The sequence below is a fragment of the Actinomadura livida genome, from assembly GCF_014648675.1.
Classification (GTDB): Bacteria; Actinomycetota; Actinomycetes; order Streptosporangiales; family Streptosporangiaceae; genus Spirillospora; species Spirillospora livida.
In genome coordinates this window covers 130,995-153,241 of record NZ_BMRO01000006.1, presented here as the reverse complement: position 1 = coordinate 153,241, position 22,247 = coordinate 130,995, and the positions used below count along the sequence as shown (strand labels likewise).

Below are 22,247 nucleotides of genomic sequence, written 5' to 3'. Positions count from 1 at the left end.
GCAGGAGACCAGGGAGTGACCGTGGACGACTACGGTGCGGCGGCCTTGACGCGGACGACGGTCGACGCGGAGTTCCGGCGGCGGCTCGAAGCGGAGCCGGACGGCCCGTTCGTCCGCTGCGGCTCGGGATGGCTCACCTTCGCCGAGCTCGACGACCGCACCGACCGGCTGGCGGCGGGCTTCTCCCGCCTGGGCATCGGGCCGGGGGACATGGTCGCCACCCTCCTGCCCAACTGCATCGAGACCGTCGAGATCATGCTGGCCGCCGCCAAGGCCGGCGTGGTCCAGGTCCCGCTCAACTACTACCTGAAGGGCGACTTCCTCACTTACCAGCTCAACGACTGCGGCGCGTCGGTCCTGGTGACGGACGAGGGCGGCTACGACGCCGCGCGCGGCCTGCTCGGCGCGACCGGCATCCGGCACACCGTGCTGGTGGACGAGCCGCAGCCGGGGACGCTGCCGTACGGCGAGCTGCTGTCCGGACGCGGCAGGCCGGAGCACGCGTCCGCGCCGGGCGACCTGCTCGCGATCATGTACACGTCCGGCACGACCGCCGCCGCGAAGGGCTGCATGCTCGGCTCCGGCTACTACGTGGCGGTCGGGAGGGCCTACGGGTTGCGCGGATGGGTCGTCCCAGGGGACCGGATGTTCACCGGCTTCCCGATGTTCCACACCAGCGGGCAGATGGTCGCCTTCATGTCGGCGCTGGTGAACGACGCGACCATCAGCATCGCACCGGAGTTCCACGCCTCGACGTTCATCGCCGAGGCGGCGGCCGACGGCGCCACCATGCTCGTCGGGGTCGGGCCGATGGCCCACATGCTGCTGGCGCAGCCGCCGCGGCCCGACGACGCCGCCCACCGGTTCCGTCTCGCGGTGTGGGTCCCGCTGGGGGAGCCCGAGCAGCGCGCCTTCGAGGAGCGCTTCGGCACACCCGTGATGTCCGAGGGCTACGGGCAGACCGAGTGCGTGCCGATCACCAACAGCGCGCCCGACGGCTTCCGGGACCGGGCGACGTCGGGACTCGTCTCGCCCCTCCTGGAGGTGCGCATCGTGGACGACGCCGACAACGAGGTGCCGCTCGGCGAGGCCGGGGAGATCGTCGTCCGGCCCAAGGTGCCCAACGCGATGTACGCGGGCTACTGGAACAAGCCCGAGACCACCACCGAGACCTGGCGCAACCTCTGGCACCACACGGGCGACCACGGGCGGATGGACGCCAACGGCTGCTTGACGTTCGTGGACCGGAAGAAGGACGTCCTGCGCCGCCGCGGCGAGAACGTCTCCGCCCTCGCCCTGGAGAACACCATCCGGCGGCACCCCGCCGTCAAGGACGTCGCCGTGTCCGGAGTCCCGGCGGCCGTGGGCGACGAGGAGATCAAGGCGAGCATCGTCCTGGAGGAGGGCGCGGAGCTGACGCCCGAGGGCTTCTTCGAGTTCATCCGCTGGGAGGTCCCCTACTTCGCCGTGCCCCGGTACGTCGACGTCCGGGCCGAGCTCCCGGTGAACGCGCTGAGCCGCGTGATGAAGCACGTCCTGCGGGACGAGGGCGTCACCGGCGCCATGTGGGACCTGCCCGGGCTCGGGCTCGTCGCGAGCCGCCACGACCGCCGGCCCGAGGGGGCCTCGGCATGACGGCGCCGGACGGGGACGTGCTCGTCGAGCGGCACGGCCACGTGATGCTGGTGCGGCTGAACCGCCCGCACCGCCACAACGCCATCGGCGGGACGATCCTCCGCGACCTCGCGGCGGCCTTCGGCGAGGCGGCGGACGACGACGACGTCCACGTGGTCGTCACGACCGGTGCCGGCGACAGCTTCTGCGTGGGCGCCGACGCCGCGGAGCTGGCGGGCGGCGCGCGGCCGCCCGCCCGCGAGCTGCTGTCCGGGGACCGCATCGGAGGCGAGACGGGACTGCCGCCGCTCACCGAGCGGCAGCGGAGCGCCGACCGGCTCGGGAACGCCGGGCGCTGGACCGAGCGGATGTGGGCCCTGGAGAAGCCGACGATCGCGGCGGTCAACGGGCCCGCCGTCGGCGGCGGCTTCGGCGTCGCGCTGCTCCACGACGTGCTCATCGCCGGGGCCTCGGCGCGGCTCGGCACCGGGTTCGCCCCGATCGGGCTCTCGCCCGAGCTCGGCATCAGCCTGCTGCTCCCGCGCATCGTCGGCCTGTCCGCCGCCGCGGAGCTGCTGTTCACCGGGCGCCTGCTGGACGCGTCCGAGGCGCGCGAGCTGAAGCTGGTCTCCCGGGTGGTGCCCGACGAGGAGCTGCTGGAGCGCGCCATGGAGCTGGCGGCCCGGATCGCCGCCATGCCGCCGCTCGGCGTCCTGGCCGCCAAGCGGCTGCTCCGCGCCTCGTTCGCCGGCGGCATGACGGACCAGCTGCAAGCGGAGTACGCGAGCCACCTCGTGCTGTTCGACCATCCGGACACCCACGCCGCCATGGACGCACTGGCCGAGCGGCTCGCGAGCGGACGCCGCGACCGGTCCGGCGCGTCCACCGAGGTGAGTCCATGAGCGCGGCGGCGGAGGAGCGGTGGTCGGGGAGCACGCTCGACTCCTGGCGCGACCTGGTCCTCACCGACGAGCGGCGTGAGCTGGCCGAGACGGTGCGCCGCCAGTTCGCGGGCGGGTTCCCGCTGGAGGCCGTCCGCGCGTGCTTCGACGGCGGATCGCAGCCCGAGGGCGCCTGGACCGCGGTGTCCGGCGCCGAGTACCCGTCCATCGGACTGCCCGAGTCCGCGGGCGGCCTCGGCACGCTCGTGGACACGGCCGCGCTGCTCGAGGCCGCGGGGGAGGTGCTCGTCTCCGCGCCGCTGCTGGCCACGGTGATGTCGCTGCAGACGCTGGCGCGGGCCGGGGCGCTTCCGCTGGAGCCCGCGCGTCCGGCCGCGCTCGCGGTGGCGGACGGCCCCGTCGCCGGGCGCCTGGTCGTCCTCGACGGCGTCCTCGCCGAGCGGCTCACCGTCGTGGTGCCGCGCGAGCGGGGGGTGACCGTCGCGCAGTTCGACACCGCGGACCTCGGACCGGCCGAGGAACACCGGCACGTGGACCCGAGCCGGCCCGTGGCCGTCTTCGATGCGGGGGAGGTGCCGCCCCTGTCGCACGCGGACGACCCGCGGCCGCTCGACGCCGTGCTGGCGCCCGCCCGCACGGCCCTCGCGGCGGACCTGACCGGCACGGCGGCGGGCGCGCTGGACCGGGCCGTGCGCCACGCGCTCGACCGCGAGCAGTTCGGCAGGAAGATCGGCGCGTTCCAGGCGGTGAAGCACCGGCTCGCCGACGTGTACATCGCGGTGGAGCGCGCGCGCTCCCTCACCCGCGCGGCGGCCGTCGCCCTCGCGGGGCCGTCCGCGTCCTCGGGGACCGAGCTGTCGCTGCTGGCGAAGGCGGCGGCGTCGGAGGCGGCGGTCGACGCCTCCCGCGCTCTCGTACAGGTGCTCGGCGCGATGGGGATGACCTTCGAGTCGGACGCGCACCTGTTCTTCCGGCGGGCCCAGCAGACCGCGCCGTTCCTCGGCTCGGCGGCCGCCTGCTACCGGCGGGCCGTGGCGGCGCGGCGGGGGGTGCCCGCATGAGCGACGTCCTGGCCGAGTACGCCGACTTCCTCGCCGGCGTGCTGCCCGGCGACTACGCCGAGCGCGTCGACCACTACCGGCACGACGACCGGCTCCGCACCGACTTCCAGGTCGCCCAGTTCGAAGCGGGCTGGCTGGTGCCGGACTGGGAGCCGGGCCTCGGCGGCCGCTCGCTCGCGCCGGGCGACGCCCTCTCGGTGCGGATCGAGGGCGCCCGGCGCCGGGTCCCGCGGATCCACAACGTCCAGGGCGTCGGCGTGGTCGCGCCGGGCCTGCGCCGATTCGGCACGCCGCAGCAGCGGGACCGGCTCCTGCGGCCCGTGCTGCGCGGCGACGAATGGTGGGCGCTCGGCATGTCCGAGCCGGGCTCCGGCTCGGACCTGGCCTCCATGCGGACCCAGGCGCGGCGGGAGGGGGCGGACTTCGTCGTCACGGGCGCCAAGATCTGGACGACCCAGGCCCACCAGTCCCGCTGGGCCACGCTCTACGCGCGGACCGACCCCGACGCCCGCCGGCACGCGGGCATCTCGTGCCTCATCCTCGACCTCCACTCCCCGGGCGTCGACATCCGGCCGATCCCGCGGGCGGCCGAATCGGTCGACGCGTTCTGCGAGGTGTTCCTGGACGAGGTCAGGATCCCGGCCGAGAACCTCCTCGGTCCGCTCAACGAGGGCTGGCGCGTCGCGTCGGAGAGCCTGGAGCACGAGCGCGACATGATCTGGGTCGGCAACTGGCTGGAGATCGAGCAGGCCGTGGACCCCCTGCTCCGGAGCGGCGCGCTCGACGACGAGCAACTCACCGCGCTCGGCCGCCTCCTGGCCGACTCCGAGGCGATCCGGTTCACCGGGCTCCGCAGCGTCTTCGAGCGGATGGCCGGCCGGGAGGCCCCGGAGTTCCTCGTCCTCAAGGCGTTCGGGTCGGAGACCGCGCAGCGGGCCACGCGCTTCGCGATGGAGGCGGCGGGCCCCGCCGGGCTCACCGACCCGCAGCTGATCGAGGACCGCATCGAGTCGCTCGGCGCCACGATCTACGGCGGGACGTCGGAGATCCAGCGCGACATCATCGGCGAGCGCGTGCTGGGGCTGCCGCGGAACCGCTGAAGGGGCACGACATTGAGCTACGAGACCATCGCGGTGCACGCCGACGGGCCCGTCCTGCACGTGGCACTGAACCGCCCGGACCGGATGAACGCGTTCGACCGGGCGATGACCGGTGAGCTGACCGAACTGTGGCGCGGCACCGCGCGGGACCGGTCGGTCCGCGCCGTGGTCCTCACCGGGACCGGGCGCGCGTTCTGCTCCGGAGCGGACGTGGGCGATCTGGAGGGCGAGCGCAGGCCACGGGGAGCCGGCGTGGACGACGAGCTGGCGTTCCTGCCCGGACCGCACCTGGACGTGCCGGTGATCGTGGCCGTCAACGGGATCTGCGCCGGAGGCGGCCTGCACTTCGTGGCGGACGCGGACATCGTGATCGCCGCGGAGTCCGCGGCGTTCGTCGACCCGCACGTCTCGGTGGGGCAGGTGAGCGCGCTCGAGCCGGTCTCGCTGGCGCTCCGCGTTCCCATCCCGCGACTGCTGCGCCTGGCCCTCCTCGGCCGAAGCGAGCGGCTGGACGCGGCCGGGGCGCTGGCGTGCGACCTGGTCAGCGAGGTCGTCCCCGACGCGGACCTGCTCCCGCGCGCACGCCAGCTGGCCGCTCTGGTGGCGGCGAACTCGCCGGCTGCCGTCGCGGCCACTCGCAAGGCCCTGCGGTCGCTGGAGGCGAAGCTCCTGCGGACGTCGATGGAGGAGGGCTGGCAGGCGATCATGGATCACTGGCGGCACCCGGACTCGGCCGAGGGCCCCCGCGCCTTCGCCGAGCGGCGGGCGCCGCGCTGGGCGGGGGACTGAGCGAGTGGGGGCCGGACCAAGGCGGATCGGGCTCACCCTCCCGATCGGCGAGGAGCCCCTCGGCGAGCTGCCCGGCATCCTGGCGGACGTGGCCGCGGCGGGGTACACCGACGTCTGGACGAGCGAGCTGACCGCCGCGGACGCGTTCGCCCCGCTGACGGTGGCGGCCCTGTCCCGGCCCGGGCTCCGGGTCGGGACGTCGATCGCCGGCGTCTTCACCCGCAGCCCCGCGCTGCTGGCGATGCAGGCGCTCGGCCTCGCCGAGCTGAGCGCCGCGCCGATCCGCCTCGGCATCGGCACGTCGAGCGAGAACATGGTCACCCGGTGGCACGGCGCGGAGTTCGAGCGGCCCTACGGCAGGATGCGCGACACGATCCGGTTCCTGCGGCGGGCCTTCGAGGGCGAGCGGGTCACGTTCGAATCGGACACCATCCGCATCGACGGGTTCCGCCTGGGGCGGACGCCACCGCACCGGCCCCGGATCCTGGTCGCCGCGCTCCGGGAGCGCATGCTGCGGCTGGCCGGCGCGGAGGGCGACGGCGTGATCCTCAACTGGCTGAGCGCCGACGACGTGCGCACCGTGCTCCCCTTCGTGCTCGACGCGAACCCCGGGGCCGAGGTCGTGGGGCGTCTCTTCACCGTCTGCGCCGAGGACCCCGGCGCGGCCCGCGACCTGGCGCGGCCGCTCGTGGCGGCCTACCTGAGCACCGGCGTCTACGGCGCCTACCACCGCTGGCTCGGCCGCGGGCCCGCGCTGGAGCCGATGTGGCGGGCCTGGCGGGCGGGCGACCGGCGCGCCGCCGTGGCCGCCGTGCCGGACGCGGTGATCGACGAGCTGTTCCTCACCGGCACCGAGGAGGACGTCCGGGCGGGGATCGCGGCGTACACCGACGCCGGCGTCACGGTGCCGGTGGTGTCGGTGATCGGCACCGATCCGGCCGCCGTGCGGCGCCGGGCCCTCGCGCTCGGGCCCCGTCCGGGGACTAGACCCTGATCTTGCGGTTGTCCCAGGAGACCGGCTCCCGCAGCGGCACCACGCGCAGGACCACCGAGTCGTCGTACCGCTCGGCCACCGGACCGGGGAGCGGCGGCGGCAGCCTTTCGGCGAACCGCTCGGCCAGCGCCCGCTCGACCTCGGCCACCGTGCCGGCGTCGGAGACGAACTCCGCGTTCGCCGTGTGCAGTACTCCGCGGAGTTCGCTCCACCGAACGCCGTCGTGTACGAGGAAGCCGACGGTCGGGTCCTTCGCGATGTGACGCAGCCTCTTGGCGCGGCTCGGCGTCCTGACGAAGATCTCGCCGTCCAGCACGACGTACCAGACGGGCAGCGGCAGCGGGGCCCCGCTCGGAGCCGTCGTGGCCAGGACGGCTTCGCCATGCGTGCCGAACAGCTCCTGACGTTCCTCGGGGCTGAGTGAGATGCCCATGGCGTGGTCCCCTCCTCGTCGGGTGCGGCCGCCGCCCCGGCGGGCGGTACGGCTCCGGAGCATTGTAGCCAGCCAACCGGTTAGTTGGTAACCTGGCCCGCATGCTGCATGATGCCCCGCCCGCAGAACCGGAGACCGCCGCCCCGCACCGCGACTGGGTGTTCGTGTGCGCGGACCCGGGCGCGGTGATCTCGGTGTCCGTCCGCGGGGAGGGGCGGACCCGGACGGCCCGGGTGGTGGCCTTCCTGGACTCCGGCCAGACCTTGTGGTCCGAAACGGGACCGGACGGCGGCCGGCACGACTTCGACATGTCGTCCGCGGAGGCCGCCGGCCGCTCCGCGCTGCGGATCGCGGTCGCCGCCCGGGAAGCGGGCGAGCCCGTGGAACTGGGCGGGACCGAGCGGCCCCGGCGGGCGGGCCGGATCCCCCTGCGCCTCGACGTCGCGCTGGCACCGCTGGCGCCGCCGGCGCGGCTCGGGGACGCGACCGCAGGCGGGACGCCGGTGACCGCCCAGGCCCACCGCCTCACCGGCACCCTCGCGGTGGGCAGTGTGATCCACCGGGTCTCAGGCCAGGCGTGGTCGAGCCGGAGCCCGTTCGCGAGCACCGCCGTCCGCGCCGGATCGCGCGTCCACGCGGTGTTCCAGGACGACTCCGGCCTCTACGCCGCCCGCACCGAGGCGGTGGCGGACGGGCGGCTGGCGGCGCTCCAGCTTCACAACGCGATGAAGCGGCTGGACGTCCGGGAGATCCGGGTGGCGGGCCCGGAGCGCGGCGTCCCGTGGGACGTCACGTGTGAGCTGGGGGCGGCGACCGTGGTCACCGGTGCGCCGCGGCATTCGGAGGGCTACCAGCACGTGGCGTTCCTGCGGCCCGGCGGCGGCTCGGACACGTGGGTCAGGGTCGGGTACACGCCGTTCGACTTCGTGCGGGCCGGGAGGACCGGCTTCGGGCTGCTCGAGCACGTCGCCCGCGTGCCCGGCCCCGAGCGGCCGGAGCCGGTGCCCGGGCTGCCCGACCCCTGGGACTGAGCGCGGTCCCGCTTGACTCGCCGCCTCCCCGCTTGTTTCACTTAACCAACCAGTTAGTTGGTATCAACGCGATCGGAGCCCGCTGATGAAGGATTGGCCCTACGACGTCTTCCCGACCGGGTGGTACCAGATCGGGTACTCCGAGGAACTGGCGCCGGGCGATGTGCGTCCGGTCAAGTACTTCGACGAGGACCTCGTCCTCTTCCGCACCGAGGGCGGTGAGGTCTCGCTGCTGGACGCGCACTGCCCGCACCTGGGCGCCCACCTGGGCCACGGCGGCAGGGTCCGCGGGGAGTGCATCGCCTGCCCGTTCCACGACTGGCGGTTCACCGCCGACGGCGAGCTGCACGAGATCCCCTACGCGCCCGCGGCGACCCGCCGGGTCGGGCTCGGCCGCCGGCAGACGCGCGAGGTGCAGGGGATCATCCTGACCTGGTACGACGCGTTCGGCCGCGAGCCGTTCTGGGAGTGGCCGGGCATACCGGAGTTCGGCGACCAGGTGAACAACTATCCGATCTACCCCTACGGCGCCGACCACGTCGGCATCCGCCGGATCGTCGTGCAGTCGCCGGTCGAGAACACCCCCGACTACTTCCACTTCCCCGTCGTGCACGGCGCCGGCCAGCCCGGCCGGCCGCTCCTCTGGAAGGAGGAGAAGCACTACCTGCACACCCGCATCGGCTACTGGTTCGGGTACGGGCGTCCCGCGACCTGGCTGACCCCGAACGGCCCGGTCGACGGCGAGACGGAGACGGAGGCCTGGGGACTGGGCCTGTCCAACGCCCGGTTCCACATCGACGACATGGTCAACAACCAGCTGACCGCGACGACCCCCGTCGACAGGGAGCACTCCCAGATCTTCTGCACGATCTCGGTGACCCGCGAGCCGGGCAGCGACTCGGACGAGCCGACGGGCCGGGCGAAGAAGATGATCGAGTTCCAGAACGTCCAGATCCGCCGGGACTTCGCGATCTGGGAGAACCAGCGCTACGTGGAGCACCCCCCGTTCGCCGGCGGCGAGGACCTGTACTACGGGCGGTTCCGGCGGTGGTCGAAGCAGTTCTACTCCGACGCGCCGTACGTCGACGGGAAGACGATCGAGGGGGACGTCCGCAAGCCCGGCTCCTTCGTCGTCCCCGAGTACGAGCACAACCTCACCTGACGAGGCAGCCCCCACGAGCGTGGCCCCGGGCAGAGCCCGGGGCCACGCTTCTCACTTCCGCGTGGACTTTTCCCTGGCCCGGTACTCCTCGCGCAGCTCGCGCTTGAGCACCTTGAGCGCCGCCGACATCGGCAGCGGCTCGGTGCGCAGCTCCACGGACTTGGGCACCTTGTACCCGGCAAGCCGCTCGCGCGCGTGCCCGATCAGCTCCTCCTCGGTCACCTCGTGGCCGTCCCGTACGACCACCACGGCGTGGACCGCCTCCCCCCACGCCTCCGACGGGACGCCGATCACGGCCACCTGCTGCACGGCGGGATGGCTCGCCAGGACGTTCTCGACCTCCGTCGAGTACACGTTCTCGCCACCGGAGATGATCATGTCCTTGAGCCGGTCGGTGAGGAACAGGTAGCCGTCGTCGTCCAGGTAGCCCATGTCGCCGGTGCGGTACCAGCCGTCCCGGAACGCGCGGCCGGTCTCCTCCGGCCGCTCCCAGTAGCCGAGCATCGCGCTGCCGGAGCGGGCGACCACCTCGCCGACCCCGCCCCGCGGCACCGGGCGCCCCGACTCGGGGTCGCGCACCTCGACGCGCACCCCCGGAAGCGCCCGCCCGGCGGACCGCGCGCGCTCCCCGCGGTGGTCCGCGGTGCGCAGGCACGTCAGGACGGCCGCCATCTCCGTCATTCCGTACACCTGGAAGAGCTCCGCGCCCGGGAAGACCTCCAGCACCCGCCGGATCAGCGCCTCGGGCATCGGGGACCCGCCGTAGGCGACGCCGCGCACGGTGCGGAACTTCTCGGGCGTGAAGTCCGGGTGGGTGAGCAGCATGGAGAGCATGGTGGGGACGAGGCCGAGGAGGGTGACCTCGTGCTCCTCCACCGCGGCGATGGTGCTCGCCGGGTCGAACGACCTCTGGATGAGGGCCACGTTCCCCGCCGCCGGTGTGCCCATGGTCCCCAGGCAGCCGGCGACGTGGAACATCGGGGTGTTGAGCAGGCACACGTCGTCGTGGCTGAAGTACCGGTACATGAAGTCCATGTGGTAGATCGTCGAGACCTGGGCCCGCTGCTGGAGGAGCACCCCCTTGGGGGTCCCGGTCGTGCCGCCGGTGTACATGAGCACGACCACGTCGTCCTCGTCCGGCTCGTCCGCGGCCGCGGGGGCGTGCGCGGAGAGGAGATCCTCGTAGCGCATGTCGTGCGGGAGGTCGCCGTCGTCGAGCAGGACGACCTTCTCGATGCCGGTGGTCGACCGGAGGCGCTCCGCCACCGGTGCGTGCTCGCTGTCGGCGAAGATGACCCGCGTGCGCGAGTCCCGCAGGATGAACTCCAGCTCCGCCGCGGCCAGCCGGGGGTTCAGCGGGTTGATCACCCCGGCGCCGAACAGCGCCGCGTGCCAGAGTTCGAGGTAGCGGTGGCTGTTGCCGGCGAGGACGGCGAAGCGGTCGTCCTTGGCGAGCGACAGCTCGCGCCCGAAGGCCGCCTTGAGCCGCAGGACCCGGTCGAGGTGCTCCGCGTAGGTGGCCCGGTAGCCGCCGTCGTACGCCCCGATCACCGCGAGGCGGTCGGGCTGGCGCTCGACGACGGGGATCAGCAGCCGGGGAAAGTTCGCTTCTTGCACGGTCGTTCCTCAATGTCGGTGCCGAAGCCGGTGCCGCGCGGCCCCGGCGCTCGGGCGCGGTCCATGTCGTGGTGCGTGCGGGGTCGTGGTGCGTGCGGGGTCGTGGTGCGTGCGGGGTCGTGGTGCGTGCGGGCTGGAAGGCGTCAGCGGTCGGGGAAGCGGGGATCCGAGCGGGAGGTGAACGCGGTCTGCCCGATCTTCATGTCGGGCCGGTGCCGGTGCTCTTGCAGAAGCCGGGATTCCAGTTCGAGCCCCGCGTCAAGGGCGGCCCCGTCGAGCCCGTCCCGTACCGCCCGCTTCATGGACGCGACGGCCGCCGGGCTCCGGCGGGCGATCGTGCGGGCCATGCCGCGTGCGTGATCGAGCAGCTCTTCCGGAGGGACGACGGCGTTCACGAGGCCGATGGCCAGCGCCTCCCGGGCGTCGACGAGCTCGCCGCTGAAGAGCAGCCACGAGGCGTGCCGCTTCCCCGTGGTCCGGGGCAGCCGCTGGGTCGCTCCTCCGGAGGGGACCAGGCCCCACTTCGCGTGGCCGTCGCCGATCCTCGCGTCAGCGGCCATGGCGACCATGTCGCACGCCAGCGTCAGCTCGAGGCCGCCGGCCACCGCGACGCCGTGCACGGCCGCGATGGAGGGAACGGGCGACGATTCGAGCCGTTGGAGGACGCGTCGCCAGATCGCGGCGTGCCCCGCGAGTTCACCGGCGGCGTCGAGCCGGGCCCCGGCCGCCGCCAGGTCGGCGCCGGCGCAGAAGGCGCGGCCTTCGCCGCGGACGACGAGGGCCCTGACCGACCGCCGCGCCTCGATGAGGTCGATGCCGTCCTCGATGGCCAGCAGCATCTCTTCGGTGATCGCGTTCAGCCTGCGCGGCCGGTTGAGGATCAGCTCCGCCACCGAGCCATCGATGCCGACGACGACCTGCGGTTCCGCGATCACAAGCCACCCCGCCTCCGCCGCCGCCACCGACAATCCCCTGTATATCCAACCGATTAGTTGGTTGACAAGTCTCTGCAGGTGGTGGGCTCACGCGCGTGACCGGTCGGCAGCTCACCGTGTGGTTCGCGAGGTGCCGAGCCTCGGCGTCGAATCGCGAACCGGGTGCGCAGCCAGGCTGCGACCGCCGAGTCAGAGCCCCGGCGGGGGCGCAAGTGTCGGCACCGCTTAACCGACCATTCGGTTGACTAAGGCTCGGGGCGCGCCTTAGCCTCTCCTGCATGCGAGAAGTGGTGGGCCCCGAGCACCTGGACTTCCTGGCGGAGTTGCGCGCTTACCTCGACGGCCTCGACCCGGAGCTCGTCGAGGCGACCCGCGCGGAGAACATCGAGGATCCGATGCAGCCCCGGGAGAACGGCCGCCGGTTCCTGAAACGGCTGGCCGCCGACGGGTGGCTGGGCGTCTCCTGGCCGGCGGAGTACGGCGGCCGCGGGCTCGGGTGGATCGAGCAGTGGCTGTTCTGCGAGGAGCTCTACGACCGCCGGCTCCCCAACGGCCTGCTCACGCTCAACTCGATCGGCCCCACGATCGCGCTGATGGGCAACGAGAAGCACAAGCGCGAACTCCTCCCCCCGATCCTGGCGGCCGAGCGCGAGTTCGCGATCGGCTACAGCGAGCCCGACGCGGGCAGCGATCTCGGGTCGCTGCGCACGCGGGCCGTGAAGGACGGCGACGAGTACGTCATCAACGGCCAGAAGATCTGGACGACCGGGGCGTCCGTCGCCACCCATCTGTGGCTGGCCGCCCGCACCGGGGCGCAGGAGGACAGGCACCGGGGGATCACCCTGTTCGTCCTCCCGATGGACGCGCCGGGCATCACGATCCAGCCGATCCTCACGCAGGGCGGGGAGCGCACCAACGCGGTGTTCCTCGACGACGTCCGCGTCCACGAGGACTGGCGGATCGGCGAGGAGAACGAGGGCTGGGCCGTCGTCGTCTGCGTGCTCAACTTCGAGCGGATGTTCTTCCACAACGAACCGCGCTGGGAGCTGCGCCAACTCCGCGGCTGGGCCGAGGAGAGCGGCCTGCTGGACGGCGACACGCCCGAGGCGCACGCGCTGCAGGTGGCGATGGGCGAACTCGCCGTCGACGTCGAGATCTGCCGGCTGTTCGCCCTGCGGGGGGCCCGGATCCTCGCCGAGGGACGCGTGCCGCAGGCCGAGGCGTCGGCCAACAAGATCTGGTGGGGCGAGCTGAGGCAGCGCATCTGCGACACCGGGCTCGACCTGATCGGCGAGCGCGGGACGATCGCCCACGGCTCCGAGCACGCCCCGGCGCACGGCCACCTCGAACACGGGCTCCAGTCGTCGCCGGTATGGCGGTTCGGCGGCGGCGCCAACGAGATCCAGCTCGACATCATCGCCACACAGAGCCTGGGGTTGCCGCGATGACCGACGACATGCTCACCCGGGACGAGGCCGAACTCGCCTCGACCGCGCGGTCCTTCCTGTCCGGCTTCGCGGACAACTCCTACCTCAACGAGCAGGAGGAGTCGGAGGAGGGCTACGAGCAGGCCCGCTGGAAGCAGATGACCGGCCTCGGCTGGACGGCCGTGAACCTTCCCGAGAGGGTCGGCGGCGGCGACGGCAGCCTCGCCGAGGCGGCGATGGTGGCCCGTGAGATCGGCCGCGCGGCGTACGCCTCGCCGCTGCTGCAGACCATGCGGACCGGAACGCTGCTCGCCTCGCTGGAGCCGGGCGAGCAGGCCGACGACCTGATGGCGCGCATCGCCGGCGGGAGCCCCGCGGCGGCGGTCGCACCCCCGGACCGGACCGTGCGCGCGGGGGCCCGCGCCGGCGGGGCGTTCCTGCTCTCCGGATCCGCCGCGGTAGTGGAGTGGCTCACCGCGGCCGACACCGCGGTCCTGCTGGCGCCCCGCGCCGACTCGGACGGCTGGCTGCTGGCGACGCTGCCGCCGGAAATCGTGGGCGAGCGGGGCGTCGCCGTCCCCAGCGTCGACAACGAGCGCGAGTCCCTGCTCGACCTGGACGGAGTCGAGTTGCCCGCGAGCACGGCGCTGCGGGACGACGTGCCCGCCGCCGACGCGGAGTACGCGCTGGCACGGGCGAACCTGCTGCGGGCGAGCGCCATGGTCGGCGGAGCCGGGGAGGTGCTCGCGCAGAGCACGGAGTACGCCAAGACGCGGCACCAGTTCGGCCGGCCGATCGGCGCCTTCCAGGCGGTCCGCCACCACCTGGCCCGGATGGCCATCGCCGTGGACGGCGCCCGCCTGCTGACCGACGAGGCGCTGACGCGGGCGGAGCCCGGAGCCCACGAGACGGCGATCGCCGGCGCGGCGCTCTTCGCCGCGGGCAGGTCGTACGTCGAGGCCGTGCTCACCGGAGCGCAGGTGCACGGGGGAGTGGGCACGACCGTGGAGCACATCCTCCACCACCACTTCCGCCGGGCGAAGTCGATGCAGCTCCGCTGCGGCAAGCGCGCGAACAGACTGCGCGAACTGCACGGGTCGCTCGTGGTACGCCAAGAAGGCGGCCTGTGGTGAGGCGGGCATGACGGGCACGGGACGGGTCGCCGTCGTCACCGGCGCCAGCCGCGGCCTGGGCCGCGCGATATGCCTGCACCTGGCGTCCCAGGGCACCGGCATCGTCGCGCTGGCGCGCACCGAGGCCGACGTCCTGGAGACGGCGGAACTGGCCGCCGCGGAAGGCGTCGACGCCGTCGGCCTGGCCGTCGACGTCACCTCGTCCGAGCAGGTCGACCGCGCGCGAGCCGAGGCCGAGGCACGGTTCGGCCGCGTGGACATCGTGGTCAACAACGCCGGTGTGCTGCTCTACAAGCCGTTCGTGCCCCTCCCGGGCGTCACCGGACACCCGGGTTTCGACGAGCCGGTGAGCGACGACGAGTGGGCCGGGGTGCTCGACGTGCACCTCACCGGAGCCGTGCGGGTGCTGCGCGCCTTCGGCCCAGGCATGATCGAACGCCGGTACGGGCGCGTCGTGAACGTCGTCTCGAACGTCGTGCGCCGTACCGTCCCCTTCACCTCGGCGTACGACACCGCGAAGGGCGGGCTCGTGCAGCTCACGCGGTCCCTGGCGCGCGAGTGGGGCAGGTACGGCGTGACGGTGAACGCCGTTGCCGCGGGCCACTTCCCGACCGAGATGAGCAGGGCGCAGTTCGAGAACGAGGAGAGCCTCAAAAGGATGCTGCGCCGCGTTCCCGCGGGCCGCGCCGGCGACACCGGGGAACTCGCCTCGCTCGTCGCGTACCTCAGCGGCGAGGAGGCCGGCTTCATCACCGGCGAGACGATAGCCATCGACGGCGGCGAGACACTCTGAACCATCCCCCGGATCACAGGGTGAGGCACCCCGATGCCGCAACGCCCGCGTTAGGCGTCGCCCTTGTCCGACGTGCATCGCCGTACCGACGTGCATCGCCGTAGGCGTCGAGGTCGAGGCCCCGCGCAGAACCCGCCTCCCGCACAGAACCGGGGTCCCGCACCCGTGAACACCACGGTACGCCCGTTTGCCTATGGTGAGTAAATGATTACAATCTTATGTTGCATGGACCGGGTAGTCGCAGGCGAAAGGCAGCGTGGACAGTGGCACCGCAACGCGAAGTCCCCCGCATCAGCGGTGGGCCACCCCCGCTGACGAGCCTCAGTGTCGCCGAGGCCGTCGCGGCGCAGTTGCGCGCGCGCATCCTCGACGGGGACCTCACCGACGGCTCCGAGCTCCCGACCGAGGCGGTGCTGCTCGAAGAGTTCCAGGTCAGCAGGCCCAGCCTCCGCGAGGCGTTCCGGATCCTCGAGACGGAAGGACTGGTGAAGGTCCGGCGGGGGAAGCGCGGCGGCATGGTCGTGCTGCATCCGACGCACGATTCCGCCGCCTACCACGTGGGCCTCCTCCTGCATTCCCGCAAGATCCCGCTGGCGGACCTCGCCACGGCGCGCAACATGCTCGAACCGCTCTGCGCCGAAGAGGCGGCGCGGCGTCGCAGCCACGTGTCGATCGGCAGGAAGCTCGCGTCGCTGTGCACCCCGGACGAGGGGGAGCTCGAGGACGGCGTGGCCTTCACCGCCATGGCGACCAGGTTCCACGAGGAGCTCGTGGTCGCCGCGGGCAACAGCACCCTCGACGTGCTCGCCGGCATCCTGGAGAGCCTCTGGAGCGCGCAAGAGATCACCTGGGCCCGGTCGGCGGTGGACGAGGGCGACTACCCCGCGCTCAAACTCCGCCGCGAAGTGATCAACGCCCATCTGCGCATCAGCCGCGCGATCGAGAACGGCGACCATGTGGAGGCCGTACGCCTCACCCGCGGCCATCTCCGAGCGGCCACCCCGTTCGTGGTCTCCAGAGGCGGCCAGGTACGCGCCATCGACCGCGGAGGCCGCCGCGGCACCCCCCGCGGCTGACCGACTCCGCACGCTCCGCACCGCGAGTGCGCACTGGCGGCGGGTTAGCCGGTCGTGGGTTGGGAGCTTCGGTTGTGCTGGGCGGTGGTCGCGGTGTCCGGGATGGCTTGTTCGGTGAGGAAGCCGCCGGACTGGTGGTGCCAGAGACGGGCATAAGGGCCCTCGGACTGGAGGAGTTCGTGGTGGGAGCCCTCCTCGAGGATGCGGCCGCGGTCGAGGACGACCAGGCGGTCCATGCGGACGACGGTGCTGAGGCGGTGGGCGACGACCAGTGCGGTGCGGTCGCGCATCAGGTGCCACAGGGCCTCTTGGACGAGCAGTTCGCTCTCGGAGTCCAGCGCGCTCGTCGCCTCGTCCAGGAGCAGGATCGGGGCGTCTCGGAGGATGGCACGCGCGAGGGCGACGCGTTGCCGCTGACCGCCGGAGAGCTTGACGCCTCGCTCGCCGACCAGCGTGTCGAACCCGTCCGGGAGGCTCTCGACGAACTCGGTGACGTGCGCCGCCCGCGCGGCCCGGCGGATCTCGGCCTCGGTGGCACCCGGCCGGGCGAAGGCGATGTTCTCGCGCACGGACCGGTGGAACATGGCGGGGTCCTGCGGGACGTACGCGATCAGGTTGCGCAGGTCGCTCTGGCGCAGGCGCGCGATGTCCTGGCCGCCGACGAGGATCCGGCCGCCATCGACGTCCATCAGGCGCAGCAGCAGCCGGGTGAGGGTGGTCTTGCCGCCGCCGGACCGGCCCACCAGGCCGATCTTGGCGCCGCCGGGAATCTCCAGGTCCAGCTTCTCGAACAGGGGCGGGCCGTCGCCGTGCGCGAAGAGCACCCGTTCGAAGCGGACCGAGGCGTCGACGGGACGCAGCGGCTGCGGGTCGGGCGGGTCAACGACGGTCGGCGGTATCGCGAGCAGTTCGGTGAACTGCGCGCTCTCGGTGAGCGTGCTCTCCAGCCGCCGGTAGATCTGGTTGAACTCGAACATGATCCGTGTGGCGTTGGTGTAGTAGGAGAACGTCACCACGATGGCCTCCACGCCGAGTCCGCCGCGAAGACCCACCGCTACCAGGAGGCCCAGGGCGCTGGTCAGAATCGACATCGGAGCGACGATCGTGTCTACCCGCAGGTTGGCGTAATCCCAGGAGCGCAACGACAGGCGGTGCTGTTCGGCGACCCGGCCACGGAACTCGGCGGCTTCGCGCTGTTCGGCGGCGAACGCGCGGACCGTCTCCATGTTGGTGAGCACGTCGGCGACGTGGCCCGACACTTGCACCTTGGCCGCTTCGCGCCGGTCCACAAGCACCTGCCGGCGGCGGATGAGCGGGGTGACGATGAAGCCGGTGAAGACGATCAGCCCCAGCAGGACGACGACCAGAAGCGGATGGTAGCGCCACAGGATCACCGAGGCGAAGGACAACGGGATCACGTTGGCCACTACCGCGAAAGTGAGGGTGTCGGCGAAGTTTTCGAAGCCGCCGGAGAAGCTCAGTATCCGTTTGGTCAGCGAACCGGTGAAGTTGTCGTGGAAAAAGGCGGCGTCTTTGGCGAGCAACTCGTCCATGCCGATGATGCCGAGTCGTTCGATGCCCCGGCCGTTCGTTCGGTTGAGGAAATGCAGTCCCACCCGCCACAGTGCCTCGCCCGCCAGCATCAGGCCGGCGAAGCCGAGAACGTAGGGCAGGAGTGCGCCGAGGTCGCTTTCCCCGCCGTCTGCCAGGTGCCCCACCAGGGCGGCCACCACCAGCGGTGTCAGGTAGAACAGACAGGTATTCCCGAGCGCCGGTAATGTCATCGCCGGAATCGAGATACGCCACTGACGGCGCAGCACATCGCAGTAATAGCGCAGGGCCAGCAGAACCGCTCGCTGCCGGGCCGACCGGCCGCCCCTGGAGCCACCTCGTACTCCTAGCACGCCCACCCGCCCTCCACACCACCCGCTGCCCTCCCATGCTGCCTCAGACCGCCCGGCTGGGGCGAACGAATTTCGCGGGCGCAGATGCTGGTGCGCGATCGTCCTCAGAGGTAAAGGCGCACTGAACCTGAGTGGGCGATCTGAAGCAACACGGATGATCGCCCGGACGTAATCATATCAATGCAGGATGTTTGCTCACAGAAAGAACTCTGAGCGATACGCAGTGCTCCATTTTCCAGCCCATCCGGTATGCGTCACGGCGAGTGAGTGATGGCCTGTAGGCAGTGCCCGCTTTCGGGCAAACGGTGTTTGTGGCCGGACGTGGCCGCCACAGCGGCGAGTCACCCCAAGCTGGTCGATCTATAGTCACGGCAGCCAATTTGTCCCATTTGTGTGGTCGATTGCCGGGAGTGGCCGAATGCACCGTCGATACGCAGGTCAACGCTTATGCGCGATCTTGGTCGCCTTATCGGTCGGGCTGGCGCTCCTGCCCGGCTCGCCGGCCGGCCTGCGGGCCGGCGAGGCGGCCGCCGATGCGGAGGACGCGCCGCAGGGCGGGTGGTGCGCCGGCATGACCGAGCCGGAGGAGAACCACGCCTCCATCCGGCTGCGGGTCGACGAGCCGGCGGAGGGCGGCCGGGTCGCCGTTGGACGAACACGGAAAGATCGAGGTCAACGGCATCCTCCACAAGCACGCGACATCGTGGACGTCACGGACGAGTGCGTGGCCGTGCCCGAGTTCACGATCGGCCCGCCGCCGGACGGCGTGGCGGCCTGGGGCCTCGTCATGGACGGCGAGCATGCGGCCGCCGCACCTGGGTTCGAACAAGCTGTGCGCCCGCGCCGAACGCGACCCCAAGCGCACCGCGCGGATCGAGCGCTCCTTCACCGTGGTCGACCTGATCCCGCCGAGCGACGTTCCCGGCCTGACCGTCGGGAACATCACCGCGAACTCGGCCAGGGCGAGCTGGGGCGCGACCACAACAGCCTGAAGGTCTACGCCGAGACGGTAAAGATCACTAAGGATCTGACCGGCCTGTACGCGCCTCCGTTCGCATGGACCAGCGGGGACGACAGCAGGTTCAGGACGACCGTGGACCGGGCGTGCGCGGCCCAACAGGGGAGACCGACCAGCCCCTGGGCCGGCTGCGGCGATGACTTCGCCGTCTACGTCCCAGGAGGAACCAACTACAAGTTCGCTCCCATGAAGGAGACCGGCCGCCACATCGTGGACGCCATGGGCAACGGATTCCCGCGGCCCCCGTAACGGCCCCAGTGGTTCTGGCCGGCGCGCAGCGTGAACGGCCAGGCCGCACGCACCGCCGACTACAGCCGCCGCTGGTTCGAGACGGCGAAGTTCAGGCCGAACGCCTGTGTCGGCCGGCCGCGCGGCGACGTCTGCGACGAGTTCCCGTTCTGGAGCACGAACCAGGCGGTCGACCTGACGGGCATGGTGGCCAGCCTGAAGCCCGTTCCCGCCGCGGAGGCGGTGCCTCAGCGCGACGACATCAACCAGTTCTACCGAGAGCGCAAGGTGAAGGACACGGACAGGTTCATCGTCCTGCCGGTGAAGCCCTGGGTGGAGGCGAACGCGCCGAGCTTCGGCTTCCGGGTCACCCCGACCGGGGCCAGCGTGTGCATGGCGCCCGCCAAGCCCTGAGGACGGTAATGCTCGATGATCTTCGCGTCCTGCGGGACGCGGTGGACGGCTACCGCACGGCGGCGACGGCCGCGGGCCTGACCTGGCCCGAGCCCGCCGCCGCCGGCGGGCAGCCGCCCGGCATGGTCAACCGGTTGTTCGACGTGGACCGCATCGCCGAGCAACTCGTCTGGCTGCACGTCCAGGGATGGGGACCTGGAGCGGCTCTGGCCCAGCAGCGGATGGCTCATGCCATGGCCGGACGACGCGGGCGAGGCGCTCGCCAATCTGTCCCTGTCGGTGGCCACCCCCTTTCGCTGGCGGCATCAGATCCCGCTGTTCCACTTCGATTTCATCCTCTACACCTTCGTGCTCGCCGGTGACCGCGAGGGAGAGATCTGGCGCTACGACATCGACCCGGACGGCAGCGACACGATGCGCGCCGCCACCAGCCTGGCCGCCCTTTCAACGAATGGACGAAGGGCTTCGCCGCCGGCGTGATCGTCTATGCCGACGACGACAAATGCCTCCACACCGGCGAGGACGCGGGCGAGCCGTTCGACATGATCGTCCAACGGGCCCCAGACCTGGACCCGGCCGCGTTCCCCGAGCCGATCACGGACATGTCGCTGCTCAGAACATGGCAAAGGGAATGCGGCGTGGACATGGACCGCATCGACGATCCCGAGGCCTACGCAGAATTGCAAGACGCCGTCGACGCCACCCGACGGTCCCTCGACCTGTGAGGTCTAATCCGGGCGTCAGGGGATGTGGCCGGATGGGTCACTCGGTTTCGGCTAGTTCGCGCCATCGGTGCCAGGTGGTGAGGCGTTGCTGGTACACGCTTTCGGCGATCGGGTAGGGGTAGCCGCCAAGGAACAGGCGCAGCGGCGGTTCTGGCAGGTCGACCAGGCTGAGGACGACATCCGCGGTGACCGACGGGTCGCGCGGTGCGCGGGCGGTGGCGCCGGCCCGGCGGGCCTGCCGGATCGGCTCGTAGGCCGCGATCGGGTCGGTGTGCGCCGCGGACGCTCCGGCCCAGTCGGTGCCGTACGGTCCGGGCTCGAGGATCGTCACCTTGATACCGAGCGGGCCGACCTCCTGGGCCAGGGCCTCGCTCATGCCTTCAAGGGCCCACTTGGAGGCGTTGTAGAGGCCCAGCGTCGGGAAGGCGGCGATGCCGCCGATGCTGGAGACCTGGACGATGTGCCCGCCACCCTGCGTCCGCATGATCGGCAGAGCGGCCTGGGTCACCCAGAGTGAGCCGAAGAAATTGGTCTCGATCTGGGCTCGGGCCTGCTCCTCGGTAACCTCCTCGATCATGCCGAACAGGCCGTAGCCGGCGTTGTTGACGACCACGTCCAGGCCGCCGAAGGCTTTTGCGGCGCGGTCCACCGCGGCGAAGACCTGAGCCCGGTCGGTCACGTCGAGCGCGATGGGCAGGATGCGGTCGCCGTAGGTCTCGGCCAGGTCGGTGAGCGTTTCGGGTCGGCGTGCCGTCGCGGCGACCCGGTCACCGCGTTCGAGGGCCGCCGCTGTCCAGGTGCGTCCGAAGCCGCGTGAGGCACCGGTGATGAACCATGTCTTCATGGTCTCCGACCCTGCCGCTGCGCAGCATCGCCAGCCAGCACCCCGGCAGGGATACCCTGAACGGGCGATGACTCGCCACAACCTCCTCGGAGAGTTCCTCCGGGCGCGCCGTGCCCGCGTGCGTCCGGACGAGCTAGGGCTTGCCTCCTACGGCCGGCGCCGGGTCACCGGACTCCGCCGCGAGGAACTCGCAGGGTTCGCCGGGATCTCCGTCCAGTACCTGACAAGACTGGAACAGGGCGTGGACCGGCACCCGTCCGCACAAGTCGTGGACGCGTTGACCAAGGCGCTGCGCCTCGACCTCGACGCTGCCAGGCACCTGCGCGCCCTGGCCTGCCTGCCGACTGAACCACCCGGGCCAAGCGAAGTCGGCGCGGAGGTACAGCATTTGCTGGACTCATGGGGCGACACCCCGGCCTACGTCCGCGACCGCCGCTTCGATGTGCCGGCGGCCAACAAGGCGGCCATGGCGCTCGCCCCGATGTACCGACCCGGCCGCAACCTGGTCCGCGAGGTCTTCCTCGACCCCGCCGCCCGCAGCTTGTTCCCCGATTGGCCGGACATCGCCGAACAGACGGTCGCGGCCTTGCGGGCGACGGCCGATCTACGCGACCCGCGTACCGCCGCCCTCGTGAGCGAGTTGCAGCATCACGACCACTTCCGCTCGTTGTGGGCGAGACACGACGTACGCCCATCCCGCAACGAGACCAAGCGGTTCGATCACCCCGACGCCGGGCCCCTCACCCTACGCCGCCAGACGCTCACCATCGCCGGAGCCGAGGACCAGGCGATCATCGTCTACCAGCCCGAGCCCGGCAGCGCATCGGCCCACGCCCTGGCAAAACTGCTCCGCTCCGAAAGTCTGCCGCGTCCTCAGACCCCACGCGGCGATACCTTGACTGATTGAGCCGTGCCCGGCCATTCTCATCTGCCGCAGTCCGCGTGGCGCGGATGGAAGGTTAGTCGTCGAACTCGAAGCCGCTGGCCTCGCCGAGGCGATGAGCGTGCGCATGCGATCACCGTCTTCGGTGACGGTCGGTGATGTCG

At 71.8% G+C, this 22,247-nt stretch carries 22 protein-coding genes; 17 read left to right on the top strand and 5 right to left on the bottom strand.

Features of this window, described 5'->3' with window-relative positions:
* Positions 1-21: 21 nt before the first annotated feature.
* The 6 genes from IEZ03_RS15970 to IEZ03_RS15945 are packed head-to-tail and all read left to right on the top strand — an operon-like array spanning position 22 to position 6,460.
* Complete coding sequence (locus IEZ03_RS15970) at positions 22-1,635, top strand: AMP-binding protein (RefSeq protein ID WP_184883741.1); 1,614 nt, start codon at positions 22-24, stop codon at positions 1,633-1,635.
* A complete protein-coding gene (locus IEZ03_RS15965; protein ID WP_184883743.1) occupies positions 1,632-2,516 on the top strand; it encodes an enoyl-CoA hydratase/isomerase family protein in 885 nt (294 codons plus the stop codon). Before IEZ03_RS15970 ends, IEZ03_RS15965 begins: the two co-directional genes overlap by 4 nt.
* Complete coding sequence (locus IEZ03_RS15960; RefSeq protein ID WP_184883745.1) at positions 2,513-3,577, top strand: acyl-CoA dehydrogenase family protein; 1,065 nt, start codon at positions 2,513-2,515, stop codon at positions 3,575-3,577. The genes IEZ03_RS15965 and IEZ03_RS15960 overlap by 4 nt, the downstream gene beginning before the upstream one ends.
* On the top strand, positions 3,574-4,677 hold the full coding sequence (locus IEZ03_RS15955) for an acyl-CoA dehydrogenase family protein (RefSeq protein ID WP_184883747.1): 1,104 nt from the start codon (positions 3,574-3,576) through the stop codon (positions 4,675-4,677). Before IEZ03_RS15960 ends, IEZ03_RS15955 begins: the two co-directional genes overlap by 4 nt.
* A gap of 12 nt (positions 4,678-4,689) precedes the next feature.
* Positions 4,690-5,466: an enoyl-CoA hydratase/isomerase family protein gene (locus tag IEZ03_RS15950; RefSeq protein ID WP_221480683.1), complete on the top strand. Its 777-nt coding sequence runs from the start codon at positions 4,690-4,692 to the stop codon at positions 5,464-5,466.
* A 4-nt stretch (positions 5,467-5,470) separates the two neighbouring features.
* The gene (locus tag IEZ03_RS15945) at positions 5,471-6,460 is read left to right on the top strand and encodes an LLM class F420-dependent oxidoreductase (RefSeq protein WP_184883749.1); all 990 of its coding nucleotides are present in this window, start codon (positions 5,471-5,473) and stop codon (positions 6,458-6,460) included.
* Here the strand turns inward: IEZ03_RS15945 and IEZ03_RS15940 are convergent.
* A complete protein-coding gene (locus IEZ03_RS15940; RefSeq protein WP_184883751.1) occupies positions 6,450-6,893 on the bottom strand; it encodes a pyridoxamine 5'-phosphate oxidase family protein in 444 nt (147 codons plus the stop codon). The genes IEZ03_RS15945 and IEZ03_RS15940 overlap by 11 nt on opposite strands.
* Positions 6,894-6,994: 101 nt before the next feature.
* Here IEZ03_RS15940 and IEZ03_RS15935 point away from each other — a divergent pair, with 101 nt between their 5' ends.
* Together IEZ03_RS15935 and IEZ03_RS15930 are read left to right on the top strand one after the other, a co-directional pair.
* Positions 6,995-7,924 (top strand): hypothetical protein, encoded by a 930-nt coding sequence (locus IEZ03_RS15935; RefSeq protein ID WP_184883753.1) that lies wholly within the window; start codon positions 6,995-6,997, stop codon positions 7,922-7,924.
* A gap of 85 nt (positions 7,925-8,009) precedes the next feature.
* Positions 8,010-9,086, top strand: a complete 1,077-nt coding sequence (locus tag IEZ03_RS15930; protein WP_184883755.1) for an aromatic ring-hydroxylating oxygenase subunit alpha — start codon at positions 8,010-8,012, stop codon at positions 9,084-9,086.
* Between the two features lie 51 nt (positions 9,087-9,137).
* Here IEZ03_RS15930 and IEZ03_RS15925 read toward each other — a convergent pair whose 3' ends face one another.
* The gene (locus IEZ03_RS15925) at positions 9,138-10,703 is read right to left on the bottom strand and encodes a long-chain-fatty-acid--CoA ligase (protein ID WP_184883757.1); all 1,566 of its coding nucleotides are present in this window, start codon (positions 10,701-10,703) and stop codon (positions 9,138-9,140) included.
* Positions 10,704-10,846: 143 nt separating this feature from the next.
* Positions 10,847-11,665, bottom strand: a complete 819-nt coding sequence (locus tag IEZ03_RS15920) for an enoyl-CoA hydratase/isomerase family protein (protein ID WP_184883759.1) — start codon at positions 11,663-11,665, stop codon at positions 10,847-10,849.
* Between the two features lie 251 nt (positions 11,666-11,916).
* On the opposite strand from IEZ03_RS15920, the gene IEZ03_RS15915 reads away from it, so the two are divergent.
* From IEZ03_RS15915 to IEZ03_RS15900, 4 genes are all read left to right on the top strand, one after another.
* On the top strand, positions 11,917-13,086 hold the full coding sequence (locus IEZ03_RS15915) for an acyl-CoA dehydrogenase family protein (protein ID WP_184883761.1): 1,170 nt from the start codon (positions 11,917-11,919) through the stop codon (positions 13,084-13,086).
* Entirely contained in the window at positions 13,083-14,198 is a 1,116-nt protein-coding gene (locus IEZ03_RS15910; RefSeq protein ID WP_184883763.1) for an acyl-CoA dehydrogenase family protein, read from the top strand. The genes IEZ03_RS15915 and IEZ03_RS15910 overlap by 4 nt, the downstream gene beginning before the upstream one ends.
* 7 nt (positions 14,199-14,205) lie before the next feature.
* A complete protein-coding gene (locus IEZ03_RS15905) occupies positions 14,206-14,991 on the top strand; it encodes an SDR family NAD(P)-dependent oxidoreductase (RefSeq protein ID WP_184883765.1) in 786 nt (261 codons plus the stop codon).
* Between the two features lie 263 nt (positions 14,992-15,254).
* Positions 15,255-16,067 carry a FadR/GntR family transcriptional regulator gene (locus tag IEZ03_RS15900; RefSeq protein ID WP_165965923.1) on the top strand — a complete coding sequence of 271 codons (813 nt, stop codon included), beginning with the start codon at positions 15,255-15,257 and terminating at the stop codon, positions 16,065-16,067.
* Positions 16,068-16,111: 44 nt separating this feature from the next.
* Here IEZ03_RS15900 and IEZ03_RS15895 read toward each other — a convergent pair whose 3' ends face one another.
* Positions 16,112-17,887, bottom strand: coding sequence for an ABC transporter ATP-binding protein (locus IEZ03_RS15895; RefSeq protein WP_229808326.1), 1,776 nt, complete (start codon positions 17,885-17,887; stop codon positions 16,112-16,114).
* Positions 17,888-18,771: 884 nt separating this feature from the next.
* On the opposite strand from IEZ03_RS15895, the gene IEZ03_RS15890 reads away from it, so the two are divergent.
* From IEZ03_RS15890 to IEZ03_RS37935, 4 genes are all read left to right on the top strand, one after another.
* A complete protein-coding gene (locus IEZ03_RS15890) occupies positions 18,772-18,963 on the top strand; it encodes a hypothetical protein (RefSeq protein ID WP_184883767.1) in 192 nt (63 codons plus the stop codon).
* Positions 18,964-19,268: 305 nt separating this feature from the next.
* The gene (locus IEZ03_RS15885) at positions 19,269-19,631 is read left to right on the top strand and encodes a NucA/NucB deoxyribonuclease domain-containing protein (RefSeq protein ID WP_184883769.1); all 363 of its coding nucleotides are present in this window, start codon (positions 19,269-19,271) and stop codon (positions 19,629-19,631) included.
* 228 nt (positions 19,632-19,859) lie between these two features.
* The gene (locus tag IEZ03_RS37940) at positions 19,860-20,111 is read left to right on the top strand and encodes a hypothetical protein (RefSeq protein WP_221480684.1); all 252 of its coding nucleotides are present in this window, start codon (positions 19,860-19,862) and stop codon (positions 20,109-20,111) included.
* Positions 20,108-20,356 carry a hypothetical protein gene (locus IEZ03_RS37935; RefSeq protein ID WP_221480685.1) on the top strand — a complete coding sequence of 83 codons (249 nt, stop codon included), beginning with the start codon at positions 20,108-20,110 and terminating at the stop codon, positions 20,354-20,356. The genes IEZ03_RS37940 and IEZ03_RS37935 overlap by 4 nt, the downstream gene beginning before the upstream one ends.
* Positions 20,357-20,393: 37 nt before the next feature.
* Here IEZ03_RS37935 and IEZ03_RS15875 read toward each other — a convergent pair whose 3' ends face one another.
* On the bottom strand, positions 20,394-21,200 hold the full coding sequence (locus IEZ03_RS15875; RefSeq protein ID WP_184883770.1) for an SDR family oxidoreductase: 807 nt from the start codon (positions 21,198-21,200) through the stop codon (positions 20,394-20,396).
* On the opposite strand from IEZ03_RS15875, the gene IEZ03_RS15870 reads away from it, so the two are divergent.
* Complete coding sequence (locus tag IEZ03_RS15870) at positions 21,184-22,107, top strand: helix-turn-helix domain-containing protein (RefSeq protein WP_221480686.1); 924 nt, start codon at positions 21,184-21,186, stop codon at positions 22,105-22,107. The genes IEZ03_RS15875 and IEZ03_RS15870 overlap by 17 nt on opposite strands.
* The last annotated feature ends 140 nt before the right edge of the window (positions 22,108-22,247 follow it).

What these genes read in the sequence shown, in the direction of transcription:
- IEZ03_RS15965 (WP_184883743.1), top strand. Translation starts at nt 1,632, where the DNA reads ATGACGGCGCCGGACGGGGACGTGCTCGTCGAGCGGCACGGCCACGTG.
- IEZ03_RS15960 (WP_184883745.1), top strand. Translation starts at nt 2,513, where the DNA reads ATGAGCGCGGCGGCGGAGGAGCGGTGGTCGGGGAGCACGCTCGACTCC.
- IEZ03_RS15955 (WP_184883747.1), top strand. Translation starts at nt 3,574, where the DNA reads ATGAGCGACGTCCTGGCCGAGTACGCCGACTTCCTCGCCGGCGTGCTG.
- IEZ03_RS15940 (WP_184883751.1), bottom strand. Translation starts at nt 6,893, where the DNA reads ATGGGCATCTCACTCAGCCCCGAGGAACGTCAGGAGCTGTTCGGCACG.
- IEZ03_RS15935 (WP_184883753.1), top strand. Translation starts at nt 6,995, where the DNA reads ATGCTGCATGATGCCCCGCCCGCAGAACCGGAGACCGCCGCCCCGCAC.
- IEZ03_RS15930 (WP_184883755.1), top strand. Translation starts at nt 8,010, where the DNA reads ATGAAGGATTGGCCCTACGACGTCTTCCCGACCGGGTGGTACCAGATC.
- IEZ03_RS15915 (WP_184883761.1), top strand. Translation starts at nt 11,917, where the DNA reads ATGCGAGAAGTGGTGGGCCCCGAGCACCTGGACTTCCTGGCGGAGTTG.
- IEZ03_RS15910 (WP_184883763.1), top strand. Translation starts at nt 13,083, where the DNA reads ATGACCGACGACATGCTCACCCGGGACGAGGCCGAACTCGCCTCGACC.
- IEZ03_RS15905 (WP_184883765.1), top strand. Translation starts at nt 14,206, where the DNA reads ATGACGGGCACGGGACGGGTCGCCGTCGTCACCGGCGCCAGCCGCGGC.
- IEZ03_RS15890 (WP_184883767.1), top strand. Translation starts at nt 18,772, where the DNA reads ATGCGGCCGCCGCACCTGGGTTCGAACAAGCTGTGCGCCCGCGCCGAA.
- IEZ03_RS37940 (WP_221480684.1), top strand. Translation starts at nt 19,860, where the DNA reads ATGCCATGGCCGGACGACGCGGGCGAGGCGCTCGCCAATCTGTCCCTG.
- IEZ03_RS15870 (WP_221480686.1), top strand. Translation starts at nt 21,184, where the DNA reads ATGAACCATGTCTTCATGGTCTCCGACCCTGCCGCTGCGCAGCATCGC.
- IEZ03_RS15875 (WP_184883770.1), bottom strand. Translation starts at nt 21,200, where the DNA reads ATGAAGACATGGTTCATCACCGGTGCCTCACGCGGCTTCGGACGCACC.